Below are 24,319 nucleotides of genomic sequence, written 5' to 3'. Positions count from 1 at the left end.
TTTTTGTCCAAAATCAAACTGTACGGGGAAGTAAAAAAATGAAGCAAAATATTTACGATAATTCAACTTTTTTTAAGGATTACACAACCTTACGTGAAAGTGGAATAACCTATAATGACTTTGCCTTATCAACTTACTTGATAAGGCAAAGGCTCACTCTTTTTTAGATTTTTCACGTTCATTTCTTTGTTTTTGCTTTAACCAATAATCGGGTGGTTGATAACTAATTAAAGAATAATCAAGTTCAGCTCCATTAGTTGCTAACTGAATTAACAAAAACTTCTCCTTATTACTCGGGTGTATATTTGCTGTTTTAATGTTTATAACTTCTACTCCTGTTCGTTTAGGTGTCCCAACAACAACAACTTGATTTCCTTTTGTATAAACATCTGTGATATTTGTTTGAAAAACAACTATATACAGGTCAAGGTCTGTTTCATTTATATCAGTAGGAAAAACAATACCTACTTCCTGTTGAAAATTAAATTCAGCAGAAATCCCGATGGCATAAAAAGGGAATATGCGGTGAAGAGCATAGTGTATTCGAGAAGGAATATAGCTCCATCTCCCACCCCCATATGTGCTATGCCATTGTTCTTCATATATTGGTCTAATGTAGTTCGGTTCGCTTTTTATTACTTTGAAAGGAATTTTTGTTCCTTCTTTTGACACTTCTGAAATGGGGATGACATCGGTAGGGAAATGCACCTCTGTTCCTTTTTTAAATGGGAAAGGTGAGTCAAGAATAGTGGTAGGTTCAGGTGGTTCGAGGCTATCTAAACGTTGTTCCAATTCCTGAATTCGTTTATGTTCACTTTTATCACTATTCGATTGCGAGAAGGATAACTCCATCGCTTTTGTATTTATGGACTTACTGTAAACAAATAAGCTTATAATAATCGAAAAACAAATAATATAACCAATCTTTGTTTTTAACATATTCTAATCACCTCACCATATTTTCTGCTTTTACAAGGGAGTTATTCGTAAGATTAGTTATTAAAGTAACGGGTGCGTTTTTATAACAAATTGAAACGCTTTTTTACTAACGAAGCAGTTTAGTATGCTTTAACCATTGATATATCAGCATTATGGTATGTCCTCTTGGGACGTAATAAGCATAAAATTGGATGATTTTATGAAAAGTAATAAACGCTTGAAATCCTTGGCACGTAAGGGTTTTGAGCGTTTTTCTGTTTTTGTAGATATTTTGAAAATCGCATAGAATAATATATTAAAATTAAATTAGGTATACAAAATGTAAACAAGGTGAAAAAAATTAAGATGAATAAATGTTGATTGCAATTTCTTCACCTCGTTCTTCCATTTCTTTTAATACGTGTGCGTAGTGGTCGAGTGTTGTTTGAATATCTGAATGTCCTAAACGTTTTGAAACTGAATGAAAATTAGTACCTTTATAAATCAAAACACTTGCATGCGTATGACGTAAACCGTGATTCGAAATATGTTCAATTTCCAATGCATCTAAAGTTTTTCGTAATAATTTTTTAGCACCTTCGTTTGTTACTGCTTTATAACTGATTGTCGATAAAAAACTAAATTGTTTTCATTTTCAGGTGTAGCTAATATCAGTTTTATAAATTCAGTCATCGCAATTGTTCGTTCGGATTGGTCGTGTTTTAATGAACCGAAACCAGTACCTCTTGAGGACATGAGGGAATTTCAAAAGGTACTAGGTGAAGCTTTAGATCATCAAAAACGACAACAAAAGTCTCTCTCATGTATGCCTTAAAGCAAGAATTGAGAAGGTTAAATCAGAATAACGTGGTGGTAGTGGTGGTAAATGTGAAGGAAGCGTCATTATGCCTTACAAAAACGAATGGGTGCAGCATTACATTAAAGAAGGCTGGCACATTAAGAAAGCGTGGGATGTGTCTTTTGAAAAAATGGGAGCAACGTAATGGGGTTGCTTAGTTGAAAGAAAATCAAATCAGCTTCAGTTTTTTAATTTTTTTCCATTTCATCTTTTTTACTTCTAAGTAGCAATGCCATGAATAAAAAACTTGCTACCCAAAAGGAAAAGAAAAAATTTTCAAGCAAAGCCCAATTACCATTTTTGAAATAATCCCAAACCGTTGTAAATAAAAACAGTGTCACAAAGAAAGCGATATATAAGTATTTTCCGAATGTAGTCAATTAAAGCACCTCTATATGTAATTTATAGTATAAAAAATAGCACAGAATAGAAAAGAAACCATTTAAGGGTCACTGGGCTGGAAGTGATATAAGTAAATAACGGGAAGGCCGCGACGGTCAACCAACGCCACAGCCTTAAAAGTGCGTGCGATACACTCAAGATTAATGTGTGCAAATTAAGATTTCCTATACATTATGGCAAAGCAAAAACCCCAGCTTAACACTGGGGAGACGGTTTGTCAGGTAAATAGATATTATCAATGGTTCTCACATTGTTCACATTTATTTAATGTAAGTTATGAAATGAAATTTTAATTATTTAAAACCTGTTTAATAAATTCTGTTTTAGCTTTTGTGTATGATTCTCTATCTTGGTTAAACCTTTTAGCTAACCCTTGCTTAAGCGTTGAATATTCACAAACTAATTGTAGATTTTCTCGTAAACGGTTGCGAAATAAAAGTTGTTGCTCCCATCGCTCATTTCCTTTAACCATCAAATGCAAATGAGCAACACGCTTATTGTTTTTAACCTTTACAAAGAACCTTCTCCAAGGTCTTTCATCTAATTCTGGGCTAACATAATGCCAATCATATTCAGCCAATTTTGTTGATATATCTTCTACTCTATCAAATGAGTCTGTTTCAGCCATTAAATCAATTATAGGTTTTGCTGGTAGACCAGGTATGGATGTACTTCCTATATGTATTACCTCGCTTATACCATAAGGGTTAAGAAGATCATAAAGATGTTGTTCTTCGTGTCGCCCTTGGTCTTGCCAATCAGGATTTGCCGTTACTATTTCTACAGACTCATTCGCCCATATTGGCCAACCATTTGGATTATTATTTTTATCCATTTAAAACAACCTCCTTTAGATAATTTTAACACTATTAAGAATATTATCAAAAAGGACCTAGTTCTAGCGAAGGCACCTAGTGAGTCGGTAATGTAGAAGAGAGATATTAATGCTAAATATGCATAGTCAAGGACCCAACTTAAAGAGTATTTAAAGGTAGGTTATTAGTGCACAATATGAGTAAAGAAACTATAAAAGGGTCACTTGGAGGAATAGTGACCCTTAGTAAAAATTTGAAAGTGCAAGAATAATTATGAGCATCAGAAGTTTTGGCGATTATTAATTGTGGATTTTTTATATTAAACATCTATGACCATAATAAAAAATTGGAAATGTTAATACGATTTATGCATAAAACTAGCGCCGACAATAATTAAAAGAATGAATAGAACCACAATTAGGGCGAATTTCGAACCAGAATTAGAGCTATAATCACTACCATAATCTTGAGACATAATAACTTCCCTCCTCTCTATTATCTATAATATGTTAGTTGTAGAAAGGAGAGGAGGTATTTATCTAATCAATATTTTCTTTTGAAAAATAGATAATCATGTTACGTATTGGTAGTCGTATCAGAAAGAAATTTGTGCAGTAAAAAGGAGGGGGATTTATGTGGAAGATGATAGTTAAACAAGTTAATACAGGCCCACGTGAATTAGTGGGTGTAATTAAAGTTAAAGATAATTGATTTGCTGTCTAGTAATAATTAAGTCGTTTATTTTGAAGTGTTAAACATACATAAATACCTTCAAAATAAAAAACAAGCAGCCAATAAAATTGGTCGCTTGTTTTGTACCCTTACATTTAAAAGGGCAATAACATTTAGTTAATGAAATTTTGAGGAATACATTCACGAACACCAGAATTTCTCAATGAGTTAAATAAAGCTGCACTGATTCTTAATAAAACATTGGTATCAGTTCCATTTTCTAAATCATAGATTACAAAATAGGCATTATCAACTGTAAAAATACATTTTCGTTCTAATTCAAATCCAGGTGGTACAGTTGGAAGTTGAAAAACTGGTACAACCACAGGTGTATCTCCTTCATCTCTGATAAAATTGAAAGTTTGTTGGTCAATCTCATATATATTAACTGGATCAATCTCCACACCTTTATCTGGAACTGTAATTTCATCTTCAACTAATAGGAAAAAGCGTTCGTTTCGAAAATTGAAAAGACTTCTCGAGCCAATTTCAAATGATGCCATTTTATATTCACCTCCTCTTCTATTCTACAATGTATAATATGTTAGCTGTATAGAAGGAGTGGGGTGTTAAACCATTCAACTATAGGCATTAAAAAATATATTTTTGTGAGATAAGACAATAAAACAGGGTCACTTGGGATAGAAGTGACCCTTAGTAAAAAGTTTCGGAGGTGCAAGACTAAATTAGCTTTACCTTACTATTAATATGATGTAATAGCTATATTTGTATAGTGAATTGCCTTTGAATAAATTTAAAAATAAAAAAGCCGTAGCGCCGTCACACGCTACAGTAAACTAATGAACAATATGATTAACAAACAAGGTAGTGCTGCACATGTCGAATGGCTCAAAAACTATCAAAAATTAGAGGATGAAATTGCAGACATCGAATTTATTCTCGAACGTAACAAGAAAGAATTAAAGCGATGGGTACATGGTGATTTAACAAAAATAAAATTAACTTCTGAAAGCCGTGGAGCACAGTTGGAAGTAATTATCGAAGCTTCTGAACGTGAATTAGCACAGAAAATGAACGACTTGGAAAGTATGAAAAAGTTGATAAATACATTCAGAGGATTAGATAATCAGATATTGTACAATCACCATGTGGAAGGCAAATAGCTAAAAAAGGATTAGAAATTGCTAAAGTTTCATTCGATGTTTTGAAAAATCTAGCAATTCAACAATCGAAAAAAATGTTAGGTATTGAATAGAAGTAACTTGTGAATTTGCCCTCCACATCAATTGTGGAGGGCTTTTATAATCCAAAACATTTGGGGATTCTGTCATCGTGAGTGATTTCCATATGTCCGTATCGGAACAAAATGGCATTATGTATGCTTATTTGTCGACCTTTTCAATCGTGAAATCATTGGCCGTAGTGCTAGTGCAAATAAGACAGCAGAGCTGGTTTATCAAGCGCTAGTAAGTATTAGAGGTAACTTGAACGACATTCAAATGTTTCATACAGACCGAGGAAAAGAGTATGAAAATAAGCTCATTTCAAAAGCCCTAGAAACATTCGGAATCCAGCGATCCCTGAGCATGAAAGGATGCCCTTAACGCCGTGGCTGAAGCGATGTTTAAGGTATTTAAAACAGAATTCGCTAACGGAACACATTTCTCTACTCTTGAACAGCTCGCTCTTGAACTTGATGATGCTGTTCATTGGTTCAATAACATTCGAATTTACGGAACACTAGGCTATTTAACTCCAGTGGAATTCAAGCAACAGACCTTATAATTTTTGTCCAGTTTAGTGTTGACAAACCATTTATAATAAATAACTGGAAGAGATTTTTTGTTTTAGTTAAAATTAGCGACTTGATTGATGACTTTAAAATGAATCAACAAATTTAAGGTCGTAAAGATAAGTATAATGAATACCATTTGGCTATGAATTATTTTACTAAGTTTTTACTGATATATGCAAGGTTAGGTAGTACACTAATAAAGTAAAAAGGTTTACTTCAGTAAAATAAGGTATATTATTTTTGTTGAATAGATTCTCTTTAAAGTACAAGAAAAGTAGGTGAACAAAGTGGGGAAATATCAATTGGATACCAAAGGTCAGGTGGCTGTGGCAAAGTATCATGAAAAACACAAGCCTGCCAAATTTGATAAAAAGCAGCAAATTGAAAAAATACGTGCGGAGTATTTGAAAAAAAAGCTAAAACAAACAGATAAATAATATGAATGAAAACATAGGAAGACTAAAATCTCCCTATGTTTTTCTTATTCGAAGTTCTTTTTTTCAATTAATGATAGAGTTTAAACAGCCAATTACTATTAAAACGATAGTGAAACCTAATGTAAATGGTGGCACAATTTTACGTGTTGTAGGTGTGAAAAATAAACATATTCCTTATAGTTTAATACGAAGCGTTTTGTATATTTGAGTGATGGTTTAACTGAGAGAAAGTATGGGATTGCCGAGATTACATTATTCTCAAATAAAGTAGTCAGTATGATTGAAGTAGAAAGAGAAAATAAGGCGCTTTCTATATTAATTGTTGTATTAATTTAAGCAGATAATAAAATTATCACTACAAGTTAATATTAGACAATTTGCTTGATAATTGCGGAACATGGAATAAACATCAGTTGTATTTTCAAAGCATGTTATATATAATCCTAAGGCATATAAGAAAAAATCCAAAACATCAAGCAAAAAGATCTAGAGAAAAAATTTCAAATATTATCTGAGGAGTTGTTTTGAACATATTATTTAAGGAAGACTTACAAAAATTAGTGGTAGAAGCCTTAAGATTTAATCAAGGTTCAGCAAGTATAATTTTAATAGCTAAGTATATATGGGATAATGATGAAAAAGAACTAAAGCAGTCGAGAGATTTATTTTATACATGGCAATATGATATTAGATGGGCTAAAGAAGAATTAAAAAATTGGTTTTTGGGTTTGAATTAAAAAATAATAGGTTAGAGTTTTTTTGTGACATTCGTGTAACACACCGCTATTACTCTAAGTATGGAGGTGTGTTACATGAAAAAAATTCTATCAATCATGTTAATTGCTGCAATATTAACAAGCGTTCTTACGGGATGTACGAAAGAAAAAATTAGTACAGGTAGAGAGGTTAAGTCACAAATAAATAATTTAGACTTTAACTTTAGTGTGGATCCTGAGACACTTGCGTTTGAGGTGGAGTCCAATGGATTTACTGAGAAGGTATCGGAACCATTGGGGAAAATGAAAGTTTCAAATTTAACAGACAGTGGAGATAACATTAGCTGGACCTATTTAGAACAGGAAATTGAGGTTGATATCGTAAAAAAAGATAAGTATGTTGATGTAACCTTAAAATCCAGCAAGGATGAAGACAACATGTTTGCATGGCCAAAAGTGAAAGGTGATGGATATATGCTCCCATTAAATCAAGGGAAGTATATTCCAAGCGATGATTCTATTTGGAAAAATTACTTAAGTGAAGAAAAAATGAAAGTAATTGAGGCTTTATCTATGCAATTTTTTGCAGTTGATAAAAGTGACTATTCGCTAGTATATATAATTAAAAATCCTTATAATAGTGAAATTGTTTATAATACAGAAAATGATATTGAGTTTACTTTTAATCATGAGTTTCCAACTATTAATGAAGAGAAGGAATACGGTTTTAGAATATATTTAACGGAAAAAAATCCAGTAGATGTTGCAAAGACCTATAAAAATTATTTGATTGAACAGGGAGACTTCAAAAGCTTGGCGGATAAGGCTAAAGAAAATAGTAATATTGAAAAGCTTTATGGCGCACCTCATGCTTATTTTTGGGACAGAACTGTGATTTCAGAAGAAAATATAAAATGGGCAAAACTGAGAGAAAGTTTTCCCGAAAAACTGAGATTATGGATTCAGGGGCTATTAACTACTAATGTTGAGGATGAATCAGAGCTTTCATCGGCTTTTGAAGATTTAAATAGCTTAGATTATGTAGACAAATACACTAAGAATAGAATAATAAAAGGCTTAAGTGCCGTAATGCAACTAAAAGAATTCTATAATCCGGAAGTATTTACTGAAACAGATAAAGAAACTCAGAGGCTGTTAAACACGGGAATAGAAAATTTAAATCCCGTTGAATTAATTGACCTAAATAAGAGATTATTAAAAAGCATACTTGAAGATGTAGTTGACCCAATAAAGAAGTGGGCAGATGCTAATACTGTAGATGTGATAAAGGACATGAAGGATTCTGGGTTAGAAAATATGTGGATCGGCTTGGATGATTGGCAGGAAGGATTCATTAAACCAGAGTTAGTTAAAGAAGCAGAAGACTTCGGCTATCTATTTGGTACCTATGATTCATATCATTCAATCCATGAACCAGGTAAAGAGAAGTGGGAAACTGCTAAGTTTAAGGATGCTTCACTTTACAAGAATGCAACTGTAACAAATAAAAATGGAAACAAGATTGAAGGATTCCAAGGTGCAGGGAGAAAGTTGAATCCGACGCTTGCAATGCCTAGTGTAAAAGAAAGAGTAACTTCAATTTTAAATACGGGCATAGCATTTAACTCATGGTTTTTAGACACAGATGGCACTGGAGAAATCTTTGATGACTATTCGCCAGAACATATTACTACTGAAAAGGAAGATATCCAGGCTAGGATTAAGAGAATGGAGTATCTGCAAAAAGAATGGGGTATGGTAGTAGGAACAGAGGGCGGAAATGATTTTGCTAACAAATCTATTGCCTTTGCACATGGAATAGAAACGCCATCATTTTCTTGGATGGACGAGGATATGGCAAAAAACAAAAAAAGTGAGTATTATGTAGGGAGATACTATTCGAGTAATGGTGGAGTGCCCGAAATGTTTTCTAAACAAATTTCACTAAAGGATAAGTACAAGAAGTTATTTTTGGATCCAAACTACACGATCCCATTGTATAAGTTGGTTTACAACGATTCAGTGATCACATCTCATTGGTGGGGATGGGGAACCTTAAAATTTACAGATGAAATAACAAATAGAATGTTGTATGAGATACTTTATAATGTACCTCCTTTATATCATATAGATAAACACGAGTGGGAAAAACATAAAGAAACAATTGTAAGGCATTCAAAGGTATGGTCAAATTTCAGCAAAAAAGCAATAACGGAAGAAATGACAGGTTTTAAAATTATATCAGATGATAGACTTGTTCAAATGACTGAATATGGTGAAGCATTAAGTGTAGTAGCAAATTTTTCAGATGATGAATTTAACTATCAAGGCGAGACAATATCAGGAAAATCAGTGTTAATTATTGATGGAAATAGTAATACTATCTATTCACCGGAAAAGTAAGCGTGAAATTCGCAATAGTTTAACTGCTAATTTTCCTTGAGACAATCTTCCGAGAGGCTGAATCTGAACGTTAAGGAATAGTTTACAAGAAAACATAGAAGTAGCTAATCCATTGTGATGGGTGGTCTAAAAAAGTAGGTAAACAAAAGGTAAACATTTTATACGTTAACCATACGTTAACCATTGATATATTAGCATTATAGTATGTCCTCCTGGGACGTAATAAGTATAAAATATAAAATTAGATGATTTTATGAAGAGTAAAAGACGCTTGAAATCCTTGGTACGTAAGGGTTTTGAGCGTCTGTTCTTTTTGGGGTTTTCGATTAGATTCGATTAAGTATTTAAAAGTTAATACATAGATATTACACAAGGTTCCTGACAATCAAATGAACAGTGATGAAGTCGAGCAACAACCGGCTGAATAGCAATTGAACAAAGGGCTCTAGTCTCTTAAGGATTCGTCATTTTAAGTGGTTACGATAGCAATTTATACAATGACATATTAAGTGCTTGGAGCAAAATCACAAAGATGTCCACAACGGAAGCTGCTACATCAAAACACGAGCTGTTATGACGCAATCCCCAAAACACAGAGCGCCAGCATCAATTAAATATATTTGAGATTAGTTGATAAAAAATATAGAATATTCCTATTAGATATTGTTCCTGTGCTTCTTACCAGTTTCAACACCTACTTCGAAAATAAAGACGATCATAAGAAAGAAAAACACAATTTTTGTAGCAGAGTTAGCTGTCCAAAAGCCCAAATAATACATGAACACAAGAACGATAGATAAAAGAGTTTTAACAATCTTTAGAGTCATCCTGACACCTCCTGATATTTGGAATATTGAATTGTGAAAGGATAACATAGTTAGGAAGTTTTTAGAACTATGAATTGATTCATGTACTGACACTTGGTTATTGTTTTTCATATTTTTTATTACTCAATAGTAATTTTGCCATCGCATAAAAAATTATTACCCATAAGGAAAAAAGAAAATTTTCAAGCCAAGACAAATTACCATTACTGAAATAATCCCAAATAGATGAAAATAAAAACAGTGTTACGAAGAAAACAATATAGAAGTATTTTCTTATGAATGTCATTTGAATCACCCCGATATGTATTTTATGTAAATTATAGCACGAAAAAACCGTACTGTGATTAGACGCTACGATTCAAAATTAAGTAAATTAACAATTAAGGTAGGTGCTGTACATGTACGAATGGTTGCGAGATTACCAAAGAATTGAGGATGAAATCACAGACCTTGAACATAATTTAATTCGCTCACAAAACGAATTGAAAAGATGGGGACATGGTGATTTAGCAAAGTACAAGCTTACAGCTGAATCAGATGGTGCAAGGTTAGAAGAACGAATCGAAGTCATTGAATACGGCTTGCACAAAAAATGAATGATTTGAAAAAAATGATTCTTAAATTTAAAGGTATCGAACAAAAAATTATTTACGATAAATATGTTGAAGATAAGACACTCGAACAAGTTGCGGAAGATTAGAGTGCCTAATATATCTATGCTAAACATGCTCAAATAAAGAGATTTCTTAGTTTCAATACCATATGATTAATATAGTATACTCTATATTGTCTCTATTAAACCTATTGAAAATCCGTTATATGATAGTAGTATTAAAAAGCGCGCAGAAATACGGTGTAAAATTTCATTACAATAATAAACACTTCGCTTGTACGTGTTTCCTGAAAACAAGCAATTGAGGCTACTGAATAGGTAGTCTCTTTGTATAATTACAATACATTCCATTTATACTATCATGTAGGTAGAATGGAGGTGTTGACTAATGGAGTATGAATATACAGTGAAGTTTTACTTTGACGAAAATCGTGAAGAAGAATATAAAATCAAGACTAATATTGGACAAGAAACATTTACAGAAGAAATTTCTAATGGGTTCAATGAGAAGTCCTGGTATTCATTTACTGAAACAGAAAATTATAAAACGATTTTAATTAGAACTAAAGATGTTTATAAGGTAGTAGCAGAACAAGATATTTTAACATTTGATTGATCCAATGTATTAAGCCACATCTAAAAAGGTGTGGCTTTTTATTGTGTTTTATATTCCCAATGATGACATATTGTCCCATTAATATTATGATTAGTGTGAAAGGGGACATTGTTATGAATTTTGAAACAAAATATTTAATTAGATGGGGAATTCCTGGATGGATTTTTTTACTGTCATTAACACCTTATGTATTAATATTATATGGTGGGCATTTGACAAGTACAATTTATAATAAGAATTTACTAGTATTAGGTACTTTTGTAACTTTAGCAGGAGTTCCATTAGGTTATTTCTTTAATCAAATACACCATTTAATAAGTTGGGTTATCCCAAGAATATTTAAAAATGGTTGGGAAGAATATTTTAAAGATGAAATAAAGGTTGATAATCTTTTGTCTAAAGAAAAAAACGAACATTATAAAGAACGATACAGATATCTTCTTTCTAAAAAACACGAGGTTGGGTCAGTGCTTTCAAGTTTTAGTGGAGCTTTTTTAATCGTATATTTCAACTCGATTTCAAATAATATGTCAAATTTCGAATTTTGGTACACAATCGTCTTAAGTATATTGGTTGTTGGTTGGTATTTTTTAAGGAAATATGCATCAGCAAACATAGATTTATACTTTGAAGAACTTCTTAAAGCATCCGAGAAATGATCTGCCCCGTAAAAGTTAGACACCAATCTAACTAAATATGTCTAACTTTTTTGGGTCAGATCAAAATAAGGGTGCTTTTTTTATGCCTTGGAAGGTCTGGTTCATCATTCACCAGAGCTAATTATGAATTGTGGAGGGATGAACAAGGGAATGTATTTCCTGTGAAGTATTAATAGAAGAGGAGAAGCGTTTAATTATAGGTATAGCAGTAATTTGGTTGATTTTATTAGCTATGTGGTTTTCAACTCCAGGATCATCAAGTTAGAGTAACTCAAAATAATGAAGCATGGGAGGAGGAGTGTTCAAATGACTGACACGGAAAAAAATCATAATATTAATCTAGCAAAACGCTGGATAATTATCCTTGGTATATTTTTAATTGTTCAATTGATCTTTATCACCGTTGATGGTACTTCCCTAGAGCCAAACATAAACGATAGTGATAAATTATTTGCCAGGATAGGATGATGGGTTTTGGACTCGAAGCTCTTTACTGAATGGATCACCCCTTAGCTGATGGAACTATTATATAAAACTCACTAGGTGACCTTTTAAACTATTAGATCCAAACGCTTAATAATAATGCCTAGAAGGTTAAATTTGGACCAAGTACGTAATTTGTCTAAAGTCTTGATAATATCGCATTTATTATTGATAGTAACCTAACCGATCGGGGGTGGAATACCTCATTTTCGTAGAACAAGCGTTTGAACAAACTAAAAAGCGCCACAAATCCTTTTTTTATCAAGGGTTTGTGGTGCTGTTTCTTTTTTCATTAAAAATGAAAAAAAAATAAAAAATCTTCATGCTATTCATCATCCTTCATGTAATATTGTGTAATGTAGAATAACTTATAGCAAAATCGGAAATAAATAGGTGTAAAATGAAGGAGTTGATAGTTATGGAATTTTATAAAGACAAAGAAATCTACTGCTATAGCTGTCGTAAAAAAACTTTATTTACATGTAAAGATAAGCATCAAAAAAGTGGAGTAGACAGTCATTGTAATGAATGTTCGGGCCTTTGGTTTGAATGGCAAAATCGAGCAGTGGAGCGGGAAATGGAAAAGTGGATTGAATATAACCAAGGGTTGGCAAATTAACTTCATGTCTATTCTCAATATTCATTAGTTAGAAGGCTTTATAACAATGATGAATTAGATATAAAAACACAATTGAATCTATGTACTTGTACTATTGTAAATACTTCATTTTCCGTTTATTGCTATAGCATTGAAGGGGAATGTAATAACCAGTAACTTCATTACAATCTAAATTCCTTATATAAAAAAGAGGCCTCCTAATGAAAGGGTGCCTCTTTTTGTATGGTTACATCATTAAAATTAAAGTTTTACGATGTTTGTAGCTTGTGGTCCACGTTGGCCGTCTTCTACTGAGAATTCAACTTTTTGACCTTCTTCAAGTGATTTGAAACCGTCACCTTGGATTGCTGAGAAGTGAGCGAATACGTCGTTTCCGCCTTCAACTTCGATGAAACCAAAACCTTTTTCTGCGTTAAACCATTTTACTGTACCTTGTGTCATTTAAATGACCTCCATTAATTGTATTTAATAATATCATATTTCATCGAAAGAAAAAAATTCACATATTACAAAAAGTATCTAACAAAACACGATTACTCTTTGTAATATGTGAATTCATAGCTTTCTTGCAAACGATGTTATTACATTCAGTATATATCGAAAAGTCCTGTTTGTCTAGTGCAAACTTCAATTATTATTTATCAACAGTACATTCGTAGTTAATATGTTCAATTAGGAAGATATTTCAGCATCAAGAACACCTTCGATAGCCCCTATTATGGAAATGCTAATACGGCAATTCCAAGAGCATCTGCTACAAGAAAAGTGCTGTCAGTCTAATCGAACATGTTCACGAAATGACAAACGAATACGTAAAAACAACTGTCGTTAGGTGTCCAATTAAATGAAATTGTAATTTTGTTGGAATCAAAAATTAAATGGTTTTGAATTTTTATTGTTGAATATATCACTTTATGATACATTGTTTTTAGATATATCATAAAGTGATATAAAGAGGTGGAAAAATGAAATCTTTGGAGCAATTAACCGATTCCGTGTTTTATATTATGGCGGGATTTACACAACCTAGACATGGATATGCAGTCATGAGTGTGATTGAGGAGTTGACAGATTCTCAAGTAGTGATTGGGCCAGCATCACTTTATACAATTATAAAAAAGCTCATCAATGAATCTTATATTAAGTTAATTGATGATTCAGATTCACGCAGAAAAGTATACGTATTAACTGATAAAGGGCGAGAGGTATTAAGGCAAGATATTAAAAGACGTAAAGCGATGTTAACGTTTGCTGAAAATGGATTAGGGGAGGATTAAAATGAGAAAAACAAAATATATTACATCCAACGGCATAGCTTTTTCAGAGAAAAAAGATTTAGAGGTATTGACAAAGTATGCAGCAAAAGGATGGATTGTAAAGAGGTTTAAAAAAATGGGCTACGAATTGGAAAAAGGCCCTGCTGAGGATGTTATTTTTAGCCTTGATGTACGAAGTTTAGCGGATAATGAGCTAGAGGAATATATTGAAATATTTGAGATGGCAGGTTGGACATATGTATGTTCGAGTTATAATATGCATTTATTTAAAGCAACGCCAGGTACAAATCCAATTTACACCGATTTAGAATCGAAGCTAGATAAAGTAAAAAGACTTAGAAAATCCGTTATTCCGGCAGTTGTTATTAGTGTGACAATTCTAATTGTGAGCTATGTGTTACACGTAATAAGCTCAGGACAATTAAGTACGATTTTTTTAGTTGTTTTTATGCTATCAATTGTATTGGCTGTACCAATGGCGATGACCTTAATGGCTACGTACTATCATTCTTATCGAACGAAATGATATAGATGGAGCCTTAAATGGGTAATTTTAGCTATATAAGCTACAACTAGCTCATATGCTTTTAAGGATGGTATTATGCAAGCTTCACAATTGAAGGATTTACAGAAGATGCAATGAAAATGGGCTAGCTTCTACTGTTTTAGTACCTGATGCCGGTGAGTCATACACATTTTAATGTTGAATTCGCAGTTATTAATCCGTACGGCATAACTTGAATTGGTTTCTTTAGTATATTGTATTGAAGTAGTGTCAAGTTCAGCCAAAAACTAATTCACTACTTAGGCTGCTGGATTTTTCCTTTTTTCTAAAAAGGTGAAACGTGGCTTAAAGCACGAAGAGCATGATGGTTTTTTAGACACTGTTCCTGGAAACTAATAAAAGGGTCACTCGGGTGAAAGTGACCCTATTCAACAAGCAAGGGTATTGTATTTCTAAAATAGAAATTTAAATTAATACATGAAACTAGCGCCAACAATAATTAGCAGAATGAATAAGACAACGATAAGAACGAATGTTGAATCATTACCATGACCGCTGTCACACCCATAACCATAGCTATATCCATAACCATAGCCTTGATTTCCCATGAAAAAATCCCCTCCTTTTATAACTATTGCAAATAAGATAGAAAAGGTCATTTCCTAAAATAGAAGTGACCGATAACCTTGGGGGTGTGTTTTTAATTGAAGATGGAAAATAAAAACTTTATTTGAACTAGGTACACTACCATATTATGCGGTATATACGTGTAACTACTAGGTGTTTGCCATTTAAAATAAAAGAGCCACAGCGTATGACAATGCTAATACAGCAGATTACAAATAAGGTAGGTGTAGCCCATGCTCATAAAGAGGATGTCCTTTATGATTTTTAAAAACTCATCTGTACATTGTATTGGACTTGAATAAAAAATCCTTTATCGCAAGCTTGTGGAAGCCAAAACACGCTAAACGATTGCAGGTGAGCTTGGTTACTCATGCGGACATATGTACAATAAACATGCACAAATCATGCGAATGTGGAATTTGCAGAAAGTATAATGGTTTAATGTTTGAAAAAGTAGTTGTATTGCTTGTTCTTCTGAAATATCGTGTTATACTCAGTCGTATTTAACATCAAGGGGGTAAGTGACTAATGTCAGTTAGTAAGATAGAAGAATATTGGCGTAAGTACGCTAGCGAAAATGACTTAAACATGAGTGTTCCAGACGCATGGATGTTTGGAGATGGTTCCAAAGAAATGGGAGATGGCTTAGGGAGTTTAGTTGTTAATGGAATTAAAACAGGAACATGCGCTGCACATTGTGTATATGAGCTGGAAGAAGAAGAAATTCAAAAAGTTGGACAGTACGATATTGTATTGGATGGAGACAATAATCCATTAGCAGTTATAAAATATACCAAGGTCGAATTAGTTAAAATGAATGAAGTAACAAATGATTTTGCAAGGTCTGAGGGTGAAGGGGATTTAAGCTATGATTATTGGTATCGTGAGCATGTTAAATTTTTCACTTGGGAGTTAAGTCAATACGGACTTCCTTTTACTCCGGACATATTACTCGTTTGTCAAACGTTTAAGGTAATGAATATCTATAAAGATGAGAAATAAATTGAAGAAAAATAAAATGTGTAAACTATACAACCTAAGTTAAAGGTTGTACCAAAAAATAACCGCTTTAAATCCTTAAATAATAAGGGTGTAAAAAGCGGTGTTTTTTTAGAATATTTTAGAAAAAGAAAATTGCGATGCTACTACACAACTAACCAGAACCTCATGTGAGTCGCGGAATTCTAACATGTTTTTTTGATTAAACTTCTTCTTGGAAATAGATTTTATAAAACTTTCGATTGGTTGTTTCATCATAGCCAACCTCAATCAGTTCATGCACTTGCTCAATATCACGAACGTTAACTTGAATTTCAATGTTGGAATCGAGTTTGATTTTCCGTTTATAACTTTTTTCCGCCTTAGCAATCGCGCTCTCGGAAATGACTGTTTCGTAGGGTTTTACCGAATTTACGATAATATCTTTTTGTACAGGATCGGCCTCGTCGAATACCGTGTCCATATAATCATTTACCTGGAATTCTTCTTCATTTCTAAAGTAATCGAGCGTTTTGTTTAAAAACCCCAATTTCTCGGTATTCGTAAAACTCTCTTCTTTTAAAATATATTTTTTACATTCTGCTAATGCTAAATTTGTTTTATGATAATGTTCATCTGCTACCTTAATTTTTAAAAAACGCTCTTGCCAGTAAACTACATCTTCTTTCTTTTTCGTTTTCATAAAGACAGCAGGTGCTTCGTCTGCCCCCATATCCACGATGACAGCTAAATTATTGATTTTCTTAACATTAATACCGTCGATGCCATTCACAACCATTTTATTTTGCTCGTTTTTCACATCTAAAAATATTTCTTTTTCATCGATTTTTACAATGGCAATGACTTTTTTGACATCTGTAGACATTAAACAATTTTCAAATAACCCAATAAATAATTCGCCACTTTTAATATGAGGATGCCCAGATGCACTATGTAGGTGGGTAGCGATATGCTGTGATTGTTCAAGGAAACTATTCTCTGAATCAAATATCGCCTTCACATATGTATACACTTCATTTAATCCAATATCCGTTTCGTGGAAAAATTCGTATTGCTGCTCCAAATCGAGTTTGTTAAACGCTAATTGCGTAAAGGCTGCTTCTAGCATGACCTCTGGCTGAGAGAATGCCTCTTCTCCTAAAACAAGCGTATCACTTACTTGATGTACGACATACTGTGCTAATTTACTGTCACTTACTTCTAGCATGGTCTTCACCTTCTAATCATTAGTTGTAGATAATTTACCATACCACAACCCGTACAATATTTTCATGCTTTTTAATTGTGGTAATGATTGGATTTTTATTCTCCAAATTTACAACGGATCCTTAGTAAGGAAGCAGTGAAAGATGTAGAAATGTTGGTTTGAAACAATTGGTTACAGGTTTATGTATGCATAAGATTGTCTGTTGAGGTAATGGATAATTTTGAATTTTTTTGAAACTTTCTTAATCAAATATCCGTAATTAATTGAGGGGGGAATGTAAATTGACAAAAATTTATATAATGTTCATTACTAAAGGGATAGATGGTCAACAATGTGAACAGAAGGTAAATGAAAAACTATTTGTGAAGAAATCGAAACTAAAAGACTATTTGAAAAAAGAAGGCTATTATAAGGAATCAAAAAATCACTATATCAAAATTAATGAAGAAGCTACGTATATTGCTGAAATAGAAAAAATAAAAGTTAAATGATAACGAGTCACGTTCAATGAGCGTGACTTTTTTTAGTTTTGGAGTCAGGGCCTTTAATATTACAATGGATGTCTCTGCTTTTGGTGATGGCATGGGAAAACTTATTATATTGCATAAATGAAAAGCAAATTTATCTATCATATTCATAGTCATAAGGAACATCTTTATTTCCGCATCCAACAAGAAGTAATGATAAAGATAATAATAAAAACATGTTTAAAAAATATTTTTTCATATAAATGAACACTCCTTCGAAATAATTCACTTTTTGTATTCACGCCGGACTTATAATAATTATAGTTTAAGTGTATTTATTTAATAAGTACATAATTGAATTAATATCATAAATAGTTTTTCTATAAAGAACACGAACATTTTTTGTAGGAGCGTAAGGTGGCGACTCTAGCGGGAAGCGTCCGCCTGTATTGATATATAAAAGTGAATTATGAAATTGATTCAATTTAATGTATTTTAATGCTACTTCAGGTTTTAAACATAAGGACATCGAGGAGCCGACCTTTTTTGAAAAACTGGTTCTTTTAATATAAGTGTAATGGTTTGTATTTCTCTTTTTAAGGTTAGACTGAAATCGAACATAAGGAGGGAAATACAATTGTTACAATTTGAATCTAATATTGTTGGAAAACAAATAGGATTTGGATATTTACGTGATCACATTGAAGGACAAGGTTTTACAATTGGAGGTAATTGGGATTATGACAAAGGGAGTTTCGATACGGTTTTATGGCGTGACGGAGGCGAAACTATCTATTTGCGGGTACCTTTTATCGTAACAGAGGGAGAGTTGGATTTTTATGATGCGCAGATTCGCTTCCAAACCCCTTTTGTCATCAAACATGTGACGAATATAGGATTAGATTATGATGAGGGTTCATTGCTAGAAGCTACGGGCGCTAGTCAATTTCAAACGCCTCTTGATAAAGATGCTCAGATCCACAATAAAAGTAAGTGGGTGCATGCTGGCGAAAAGGTAGTAGCAGAAAAAATGCTACCATTTTTTCACTAAGAAAAATCATTGGCATTCCGAGGGTCACACTTTTATTGAAGTGTGGCTTTTTGCATGTAGAAAAATGAAAAATGCTTAAAGTACATAGCGAACTTAGCTTAATCACCTCAAGTCTTTTGACCTTCTTTAAAATTGGTTCAATATAATCAAAAGTTAAAAACTAATTGTCAGAAAATATTACCAATATTATAATAGGGTTAATTAATACTATTAAATGAGGTGAGTTTATGGGAAAAGCAGTTAGTAATGACTTTCTATTTTCGTACCAAAAATTGCAACATGAACGACTCATCGACAGAAAAGAAGAGTATTTAGAAGTTCTTGAAAAAACAAAGGCTGAAGGCGAAGTTTTAGAATTTGCTAGTATAATAGAAGAGGCGCCTGAGTGACGTCTTCTTCTTTTTTTTGCCTTTAAATAAGTTTTTTCCAGAATAGATACCGAACAATTTTAAGGTAATAACCACTATGCCCGTTTCTTCAAATGATAGTCTTATTTCCAACACTAGGGATTCACCAATTATCTTCGTCTATATGATGCTTTTTCATAGCTCACTATGATTAACATCTCCGCCAACAGTAAATCATGTTAAATCGTTCCTTGGTTGCTATAAAGGGTATGGTTTTTTAAAAGTTTGTCAACTCCACCTGAATAATAAGACATTCGTTGATTGGCCGTTTCAATAGATGCCCATTCGATTTGAGTAATTTCATCTGGCAATTTTATAGTTTCTATACCCGCTTCAATTAGTGTTTCATCAGCCTCAACCTTCCACCAGGTAGCGACCAATGACCTTCATGATTATGTACCATAAGAATTTCATTATCGATATTTTTGATTAATGCATAGACGACTTTTACTTCTTCCATAAGAGACACCTTGTACTTAGTTTCATGTGAATTCTTTAATGAGGACGAACTCGTTTTTTGGCATAGCATATAGCCCAAATCCAATGACTCACCACTGTTATAATAAGAATCACTGTCATGAAAAAAGTTTTTTCAATCGGGAACAGTAACTTGAAGATAATGGATAAAATAAGCATGGGCAGCACAATTAAAAACCAAATTTTGACGATTTTATGTTGAAAATTCATGTCGAATCTTTCCATTGTCCAATCACTCCATTAGGGTTTAACTTGATTTAGTGTGGTACGACACTTAGTGCTATTTACAGTTTATTGGAATTTAATGAGGAAGTAAAGGCTCCATGAATGAATTGGGTAAAAGAAAGTGTTCTAGGATAATCAAATTAAAGAAAAGAGTGATAGTGGTTGAAAAAAGTTTTTGTCCTAACGATGCTGACCCTGTTTTTACTAGTAGGGTGTATTAGCAAAGAGCCTCAAAAAGATAATCATGGTGCTATAGAGATGTCTAATACAGAAGTAGAAGTTATCGCAGATAAACTAAAAATACCATGGTCGATTGAAAAAGTAGACGATACATTTTATTTATCAGAAAGACCGGGAACTATAGTGAAGATAGCAAATGGTGAAATAGAGAGGCAACATGTGAAACTCGAAAAAGACCTTGCGACAGCTTCAGAAGCAGGATTATTAGGGTTTGCTCTTGCTCCAGACTTTCCACAATCGAATCGAGCATATGCTTATTATACGTATGTAGATGGCGCCAAACAATTTAACCGGATTAGTACATTTAGGCTCGAAGACAATTACTGGAAGGAAGAGCAGTTGCTCCTCGATCATATTAAAAGTGGCACGTATCATCATGGAGGAAGGCTTAAGATTGGGCCAGATGGCAAACTGTATGCAACTGTTGGAGATGCACTGAGTCCATCTAGAGCACAGGACCGAGACACACTGGAAGGGAAAATTTTGCGAATGAATTTAGATGGATCTATACCGAGTGATAATCCATTTCCAAATTCTTATGTATATAGTTATGGGCATCGTAATCCTCAAGGCCTGGCATGGTCGCCAGATGGTACATTATACGCTAGTGAACACGGCAATACTGCAAATGATGAGCTAAACATCGTTGATGCGGGCCACAATTATGGCTGGCCGATTATCGAAGGTACTGAGAAACAAGAGGGCATGATTGCTCCACTGTTTACATCAGGAAGCAACACTACTTGGGCGCCATCAGGTATGGATTATTATGACGGTAAATTGTATGTTGCCACATTAAAAGGAACGGCAATTTTGGAATTTGATGTTGAGACGGGTCAACAAAGAAAAATAATTAGTGGACTAGGTAGGATTCGAGATATACTAGTTGATGGAAAGTTCCTGTATTTTATTAGCAATAATAGAGATGGACGGGGTATTCCACTGGAAAATGACGACAAATTGTATCGAATTCCATTAAGACATTAAACTAATTTACGAGGAGGATTATGATGACGAAGGATTACACAAGAATTGCAGTAGCGATTGATTTTTCAGAACAATCACTAAAGGCTTATGAACGCGCTGTAAGTATAGCAACGGAGGGTGGGGCTACTTTACAATTGGTCAATGTTGTTGACACGAAATCATTTGGAGCTATCACCGCTTATGACTTGAAGTATGCTGAGAAACTGAAAGAGGAAAACCTCATCAAAATCGAAAAAATAAAGAATGAAGCTCAAACTGCGGGTGTAACAAATGTAGAAGTTGTTGTAGAAACAGGTTCTCCAAAGGGCATTTTAACACAACTACCTGATGTTGATTTAATTGTATGTGGTGCTACAGGGTTAAATCAATTAGAAAAAATGGTACTGGGTTCAGTAGCAGAACGCATCGTCCGTCTAGCTAAATGTGATGTACTAATTGTTCGATAATAGTTTTATAAAAAAGTGCTTTAAATCCTGTATAACAGGGTTAAAGCACTTTTTCTTTTTTACATAATAAAGCGAATAAATGTATTTCATCATTGCACGTAACTAGGAAAGACCAGTTCAATGCTATCAGCGATTGTTTCAGCAGGAAGTAAGAGTTAATGGACTGAATTGACTTTATTCGTTGTGATTTTATGGAATATATTAGTAAGTGAGTTGGTAAATGATTATTTCTTCCATACGGATAATGTATACACATTGTCGACAAAATGGGATAAAGCATTCTACTCAACATTGCTTACAGTAAATGATAAGAGCGTTTATACTTCTGTAAGACTGGTTTATTACAGTAGATAGTCATCTGAAAAAATAATAAATTTTCGATAAAGAAAGCCAGTCCCCGAAATCTCGGAAACTGGCTGTTTTCGATTATTGTGGCTCAGTTGCATTATCGATAATATTTTGTGGAATATCAATTGTTTTAAGGTGATTGAAATCAGTATAGGTAATCACTGACTTCGTTGTCATCGCTAATTCTTCGTCTTCAACTTTCATTTTGAAGTCAAAATTCATATCCATTTTTGTTGTATCGAACGTTTCTTTATCGATATATAGCACGTAGTTCACTTTATCAATTGTTAAGTTATCTAGAGGATTTTCTTCAAGCCCAAGCCCCTGTATAGACTCTTGAACTTGTGAATCAATTAGATCTTTAAAACGATCACCTTTTGATTTAAGTGTTAGTACATATGCATCGTCATTTTGTTCGAATGTGAAATCATCAATATATTCTTTAAGTTGTTGTAATTGTTGTTTTGCATCAGCGGAAGAAGCTGTTTGGTCTAGAATGTCATCAAATTTTTCGTTAGGTAACTTAAACCAACTGTCAGATGCCACATCCTTCATAAAGAAGCCTTGATCTTGTTTCATATACATTTCAATTGGCATATCGGATTTTTCAGTGCCTTCGCCAAACATATCAGGCATTGTAGTGCGACAATGCGGAGCCAGGACATCTACTATATGATTGCTTGTAGAAGGACTACTTATTAGTGCAGTCACAGAGTACTATTATTAATTGCTGTATCTGTTTGCTGTGCTAAGTAGTCATTTAATAGGGCAATATTGTTTTTCATTTTTGCAAGGTTTTGTTGGACAAAGAGAGGACTGTTTTCATGGACAGTTGCGGCGAAATTCGTCATTTGTGTTTGTAGCTTGTCCTGTGCCATTGACAATGTTTTAAACTGCTGCGGTTGAAAAGTGTTCTGTAGGTAATCGGACATTGTTGGGGTTTTCATCGTCGAGGTATGGAATGCCCATACATATTACCAAACAAATTATAAAGCGAAGTCGAGCTGGTTTTATTCTGCTCGTAAGCTTCAGATAGTAGTGCGTCTATGCTGTTAGAAGTGGAGCTTGTTTTATTGAGAGCAGCAGTTGCATGTAACAAATAAGTAGTAAAGTCACTAGTCGTTGCTGCGTTTTTGTTTGTTGGTGATAATCTTGTACTAAGGCTAGGAATAGTAGGCCATAAATTTACACTTGAAGTCATTTGTATTGTCTCCTTTCATCCTGTATTCCTGTATAATGTCGGGTTAAATGGAGAAAATATTAATCTTAGAAAAGAAAAAAAGCCGAGAAAATGACAAGCATTTTCGCGACCTTTAATGATTAATAACCCCAGATCATGGCAAATAATGTACCAAGGATTGTTACGACACCTACGAATACAGAATATAAAATCGTTGTATATAACGTTTTCTTGTCTTCAGATTCACCGATGTGCATGAATAATACTAATTGAACTGTTGCTTGCGCAAGAGCAGTCACTAGTAGAATAGCGAATGCCATTGTGTAAGACATGTCAAATGCGATAACAGATAACGCGACAAGTGTTAGTAAAAGTGAGAAGCCGAAGCCCATCACATGTTGTTTTGGGAATAATTCCTTCATCAGCTAATCAGTCCTTTCAAGTAGACGAAGCTGAAGATGAAAATCCAAACAACGTCTAGGAAATGCCAGTACAGTGAGAAGATAAACGCTTTGTTAGCCGTTTGTGGGTTTAAACCACGTTTTGCTACTTGGATTAAAATTGCAACGCCCCAGAAGAAACCAAATGTTACGTGGGCACCGTGCGTACCAAGTAAAGTCATTAATGATGATAAGAATGCGCTTGTAGTAATTGTCGCACCTTCATGTACATAAGTAACAAATTCATCAATCTCAATACCTAAGAAACCAAGACCAAGCACAAGTGTAATGATGAAGAATGTCATCATTGCTTTTTTATTGCCAAGACGCATAGCATGTACGCCAAGACCAATTGTAAAACTACTTGCTAAAAGTAAAAATGTTTCCAGTAATACTGGTGTTAACTCGAAAATTTCTGCGCCAGTTGGGCCACTACCTGTACGGTTGTGAAGCGTAAAATAGACGGTAAAGAGTGTGGCGAATAACACGATTTCGGCGCCGAGGAAAATCCAGAAACCAAAGATTTTTAGACGGTTTTCCTCTGTACTATATTCTAATGGAAGTGAAGAATCGATTTTCAT

The 24,319-nt window shown here is 33.5% G+C and carries 33 protein-coding genes and 2 pseudogenes; 19 read left to right on the top strand and 16 right to left on the bottom strand.

Translation table 11 applies throughout. The features are described 5' to 3' along the window. Positions 1–38 precede the first annotated feature (38 nt). Positions 39–122: pseudogene (locus H131_RS24580) on the top strand (SAM-dependent methyltransferase); the annotation flags it as partial. A 31-nt stretch (positions 123–153) separates the two neighbouring features. On the opposite strand, the gene H131_RS15490 reads toward H131_RS24580, so the two are convergent. The 6 genes from H131_RS15490 to H131_RS15470 all read right to left on the bottom strand — a co-directional run bounded on the left by H131_RS15490 (position 154) and on the right by H131_RS15470 (position 4,229). Then, entirely contained in the window at positions 154–939 is a 786-nt protein-coding gene (locus tag H131_RS15490; protein WP_230491859.1) for a hypothetical protein, read from the bottom strand. 340 nt (positions 940–1,279) lie between these two features. Beyond that, complete coding sequence (locus H131_RS25485) at positions 1,280–1,480, bottom strand: tyrosine-type recombinase/integrase (protein ID WP_010860095.1); 201 nt, start codon at positions 1,478–1,480, stop codon at positions 1,280–1,282. Positions 1,481–1,965: 485 nt separating this feature from the next. Next, positions 1,966–2,157: a hypothetical protein gene (locus H131_RS15480; protein WP_036130536.1), complete on the bottom strand. Its 192-nt coding sequence runs from the start codon at positions 2,155–2,157 to the stop codon at positions 1,966–1,968. A gap of 311 nt (positions 2,158–2,468) precedes the next feature. Beyond that, positions 2,469–3,014 carry a GrpB family protein gene (locus tag H131_RS15475; RefSeq protein ID WP_010860094.1) on the bottom strand — a complete coding sequence of 182 codons (546 nt, stop codon included), beginning with the start codon at positions 3,012–3,014 and terminating at the stop codon, positions 2,469–2,471. 335 nt (positions 3,015–3,349) lie between these two features. Continuing rightward, positions 3,350–3,469, bottom strand: coding sequence for a YjcZ family sporulation protein (locus H131_RS23860; protein WP_080647684.1), 120 nt, complete (start codon positions 3,467–3,469; stop codon positions 3,350–3,352). Positions 3,470–3,839: 370 nt separating this feature from the next. Further along, a complete protein-coding gene (locus H131_RS15470; protein ID WP_036130534.1) occupies positions 3,840–4,229 on the bottom strand; it encodes a hypothetical protein in 390 nt (129 codons plus the stop codon). A gap of 297 nt (positions 4,230–4,526) precedes the next feature. Between H131_RS15470 and H131_RS15465 the strand changes: the two genes are divergently transcribed. The 5 genes and pseudogenes from H131_RS15465 (at position 4,527) to H131_RS15445 (ending at position 9,038) form a co-directional block, all read left to right on the top strand. After that, the gene (locus tag H131_RS15465; protein WP_080647683.1) at positions 4,527–4,850 is read left to right on the top strand and encodes a hypothetical protein; all 324 of its coding nucleotides are present in this window, start codon (positions 4,527–4,529) and stop codon (positions 4,848–4,850) included. Between the two features lie 183 nt (positions 4,851–5,033). Next, positions 5,034–5,472: pseudogene (locus H131_RS25480) on the top strand (transposase); the annotation flags it as partial. A gap of 297 nt (positions 5,473–5,769) precedes the next feature. Then, positions 5,770–5,919, top strand: coding sequence for a hypothetical protein (locus H131_RS25030; protein ID WP_036130531.1), 150 nt, complete (start codon positions 5,770–5,772; stop codon positions 5,917–5,919). Between the two features lie 524 nt (positions 5,920–6,443). Beyond that, entirely contained in the window at positions 6,444–6,656 is a 213-nt protein-coding gene (locus H131_RS15450; RefSeq protein WP_036130528.1) for a hypothetical protein, read from the top strand. A gap of 75 nt (positions 6,657–6,731) precedes the next feature. Further along, the gene (locus tag H131_RS15445) at positions 6,732–9,038 is read left to right on the top strand and encodes a glycoside hydrolase (protein WP_036130525.1); all 2,307 of its coding nucleotides are present in this window, start codon (positions 6,732–6,734) and stop codon (positions 9,036–9,038) included. 656 nt (positions 9,039–9,694) lie between these two features. Here the strand turns inward: H131_RS15445 and H131_RS25025 are convergent. Next, on the bottom strand, positions 9,695–9,865 hold the full coding sequence (locus tag H131_RS25025; protein ID WP_196228895.1) for a hypothetical protein: 171 nt from the start codon (positions 9,863–9,865) through the stop codon (positions 9,695–9,697). A 398-nt stretch (positions 9,866–10,263) separates the two neighbouring features. On the opposite strand from H131_RS25025, the gene H131_RS24575 reads away from it, so the two are divergent. The 5 genes from H131_RS24575 to H131_RS15420 all read left to right on the top strand — a co-directional run bounded on the left by H131_RS24575 (position 10,264) and on the right by H131_RS15420 (position 12,855). Beyond that, positions 10,264–10,461, top strand: coding sequence for a hypothetical protein (locus H131_RS24575; protein WP_080647679.1), 198 nt, complete (start codon positions 10,264–10,266; stop codon positions 10,459–10,461). A gap of 405 nt (positions 10,462–10,866) precedes the next feature. After that, on the top strand, positions 10,867–11,094 hold the full coding sequence (locus H131_RS15435) for a hypothetical protein (RefSeq protein ID WP_036130522.1): 228 nt from the start codon (positions 10,867–10,869) through the stop codon (positions 11,092–11,094). A gap of 113 nt (positions 11,095–11,207) precedes the next feature. Continuing rightward, complete coding sequence (locus H131_RS15430; protein ID WP_036130519.1) at positions 11,208–11,753, top strand: BA5345 family protein; 546 nt, start codon at positions 11,208–11,210, stop codon at positions 11,751–11,753. A gap of 306 nt (positions 11,754–12,059) precedes the next feature. Next, positions 12,060–12,221 (top strand): YfzA family protein, encoded by a 162-nt coding sequence (locus H131_RS24570; RefSeq protein ID WP_155242466.1) that lies wholly within the window; start codon positions 12,060–12,062, stop codon positions 12,219–12,221. 433 nt (positions 12,222–12,654) lie between these two features. After that, a complete protein-coding gene (locus H131_RS15420) occupies positions 12,655–12,855 on the top strand; it encodes a hypothetical protein (RefSeq protein WP_036130517.1) in 201 nt (66 codons plus the stop codon). 240 nt (positions 12,856–13,095) lie between these two features. On the opposite strand, the gene H131_RS15415 is transcribed toward H131_RS15420, so the two are convergent. Next, the gene (locus tag H131_RS15415; RefSeq protein ID WP_010860091.1) at positions 13,096–13,296 is read right to left on the bottom strand and encodes a cold-shock protein; all 201 of its coding nucleotides are present in this window, start codon (positions 13,294–13,296) and stop codon (positions 13,096–13,098) included. A 524-nt stretch (positions 13,297–13,820) separates the two neighbouring features. On the opposite strand from H131_RS15415, the gene H131_RS15410 reads away from it, so the two are divergent. Next, on the top strand, positions 13,821–14,132 hold the full coding sequence (locus tag H131_RS15410; RefSeq protein WP_010860090.1) for a PadR family transcriptional regulator: 312 nt from the start codon (positions 13,821–13,823) through the stop codon (positions 14,130–14,132). A 1-nt stretch (position 14,133) separates the two neighbouring features. Then, on the top strand, positions 14,134–14,658 hold the full coding sequence (locus H131_RS15405) for a DUF2812 domain-containing protein (protein WP_010860089.1): 525 nt from the start codon (positions 14,134–14,136) through the stop codon (positions 14,656–14,658). A 449-nt stretch (positions 14,659–15,107) separates the two neighbouring features. On the opposite strand, the gene H131_RS23835 is transcribed toward H131_RS15405, so the two are convergent. Further along, entirely contained in the window at positions 15,108–15,245 is a 138-nt protein-coding gene (locus H131_RS23835; protein ID WP_080647678.1) for a YjcZ family sporulation protein, read from the bottom strand. Between the two features lie 547 nt (positions 15,246–15,792). Between H131_RS23835 and H131_RS15395 the strand changes: the two genes are divergently transcribed. Beyond that, positions 15,793–16,266, top strand: a complete 474-nt coding sequence (locus H131_RS15395; RefSeq protein ID WP_010860088.1) for an ASCH domain-containing protein — start codon at positions 15,793–15,795, stop codon at positions 16,264–16,266. A 199-nt stretch (positions 16,267–16,465) separates the two neighbouring features. Here the strand turns inward: H131_RS15395 and H131_RS15390 are convergent, their stop codons facing one another. Further along, positions 16,466–17,470, bottom strand: a complete 1,005-nt coding sequence (locus H131_RS15390; protein WP_010860087.1) for a nucleoid-associated protein — start codon at positions 17,468–17,470, stop codon at positions 16,466–16,468. Positions 17,471–17,751: 281 nt separating this feature from the next. Between H131_RS15390 and H131_RS15385 the strand changes: the two genes are divergently transcribed. The 3 genes from H131_RS15385 (at position 17,752) to H131_RS25020 (ending at position 19,377) form a co-directional block, all read left to right on the top strand. Then, positions 17,752–17,961, top strand: a complete 210-nt coding sequence (locus H131_RS15385; RefSeq protein WP_036130509.1) for a hypothetical protein — start codon at positions 17,752–17,754, stop codon at positions 17,959–17,961. Between the two features lie 613 nt (positions 17,962–18,574). After that, a complete protein-coding gene (locus H131_RS15380) occupies positions 18,575–18,988 on the top strand; it encodes a YugN family protein (RefSeq protein ID WP_010860086.1) in 414 nt (137 codons plus the stop codon). 227 nt (positions 18,989–19,215) lie between these two features. Next, complete coding sequence (locus H131_RS25020; RefSeq protein WP_196228894.1) at positions 19,216–19,377, top strand: hypothetical protein; 162 nt, start codon at positions 19,216–19,218, stop codon at positions 19,375–19,377. Positions 19,378–19,574: 197 nt separating this feature from the next. On the opposite strand, the gene H131_RS15375 is transcribed toward H131_RS25020, so the two are convergent. Together H131_RS15375 and H131_RS15370 are read right to left on the bottom strand one after the other, a co-directional pair. After that, positions 19,575–19,775, bottom strand: coding sequence for a hypothetical protein (locus tag H131_RS15375; RefSeq protein ID WP_036130506.1), 201 nt, complete (start codon positions 19,773–19,775; stop codon positions 19,575–19,577). A gap of 115 nt (positions 19,776–19,890) precedes the next feature. Further along, positions 19,891–20,097, bottom strand: a complete 207-nt coding sequence (locus H131_RS15370; RefSeq protein WP_036130503.1) for a hypothetical protein — start codon at positions 20,095–20,097, stop codon at positions 19,891–19,893. Positions 20,098–20,259: 162 nt separating this feature from the next. Here H131_RS15370 and H131_RS15365 point away from each other — a divergent pair, with 162 nt between their 5' ends. Both H131_RS15365 and H131_RS15360 read left to right on the top strand, forming a co-directional pair. Continuing rightward, positions 20,260–21,324 (top strand): PQQ-dependent sugar dehydrogenase, encoded by a 1,065-nt coding sequence (locus tag H131_RS15365; protein WP_010860085.1) that lies wholly within the window; start codon positions 20,260–20,262, stop codon positions 21,322–21,324. Between the two features lie 23 nt (positions 21,325–21,347). Further along, positions 21,348–21,770 (top strand): universal stress protein, encoded by a 423-nt coding sequence (locus tag H131_RS15360; protein ID WP_010860084.1) that lies wholly within the window; start codon positions 21,348–21,350, stop codon positions 21,768–21,770. Positions 21,771–22,196: 426 nt separating this feature from the next. Here the strand turns inward: H131_RS15360 and H131_RS15355 are convergent, their stop codons facing one another. From H131_RS15355 to qoxC, 4 genes are all read right to left on the bottom strand, one after another. After that, positions 22,197–22,829, bottom strand: a complete 633-nt coding sequence (locus H131_RS15355) for a DUF6612 family protein (RefSeq protein WP_230491858.1) — start codon at positions 22,827–22,829, stop codon at positions 22,197–22,199. Then, a complete protein-coding gene (locus tag H131_RS15350; protein ID WP_196228893.1) occupies positions 22,826–23,002 on the bottom strand; it encodes a hypothetical protein in 177 nt (58 codons plus the stop codon). Before H131_RS15350 ends, H131_RS15355 begins: the two co-directional genes overlap by 4 nt. A gap of 436 nt (positions 23,003–23,438) precedes the next feature. Further along, entirely contained in the window at positions 23,439–23,720 is a 282-nt protein-coding gene (gene qoxD / locus H131_RS15340) for a cytochrome aa3 quinol oxidase subunit IV (RefSeq protein WP_010860083.1), read from the bottom strand. Beyond that, positions 23,720–24,319 carry a cytochrome aa3 quinol oxidase subunit III gene (gene qoxC, locus H131_RS15335; RefSeq protein WP_036130494.1) on the bottom strand — a complete coding sequence of 200 codons (600 nt, stop codon included), beginning with the start codon at positions 24,317–24,319 and terminating at the stop codon, positions 23,720–23,722. Before qoxC ends, qoxD begins: the two co-directional genes overlap by 1 nt.

The organism is Lysinibacillus sphaericus OT4b.31 (assembly GCF_000392615.1).
GTDB lineage: Bacteria > Bacillota > Bacilli > Bacillales_A > Planococcaceae > Lysinibacillus > Lysinibacillus sphaericus_B.
This window is presented reverse-complemented; position numbering and strand designations above follow the sequence as displayed.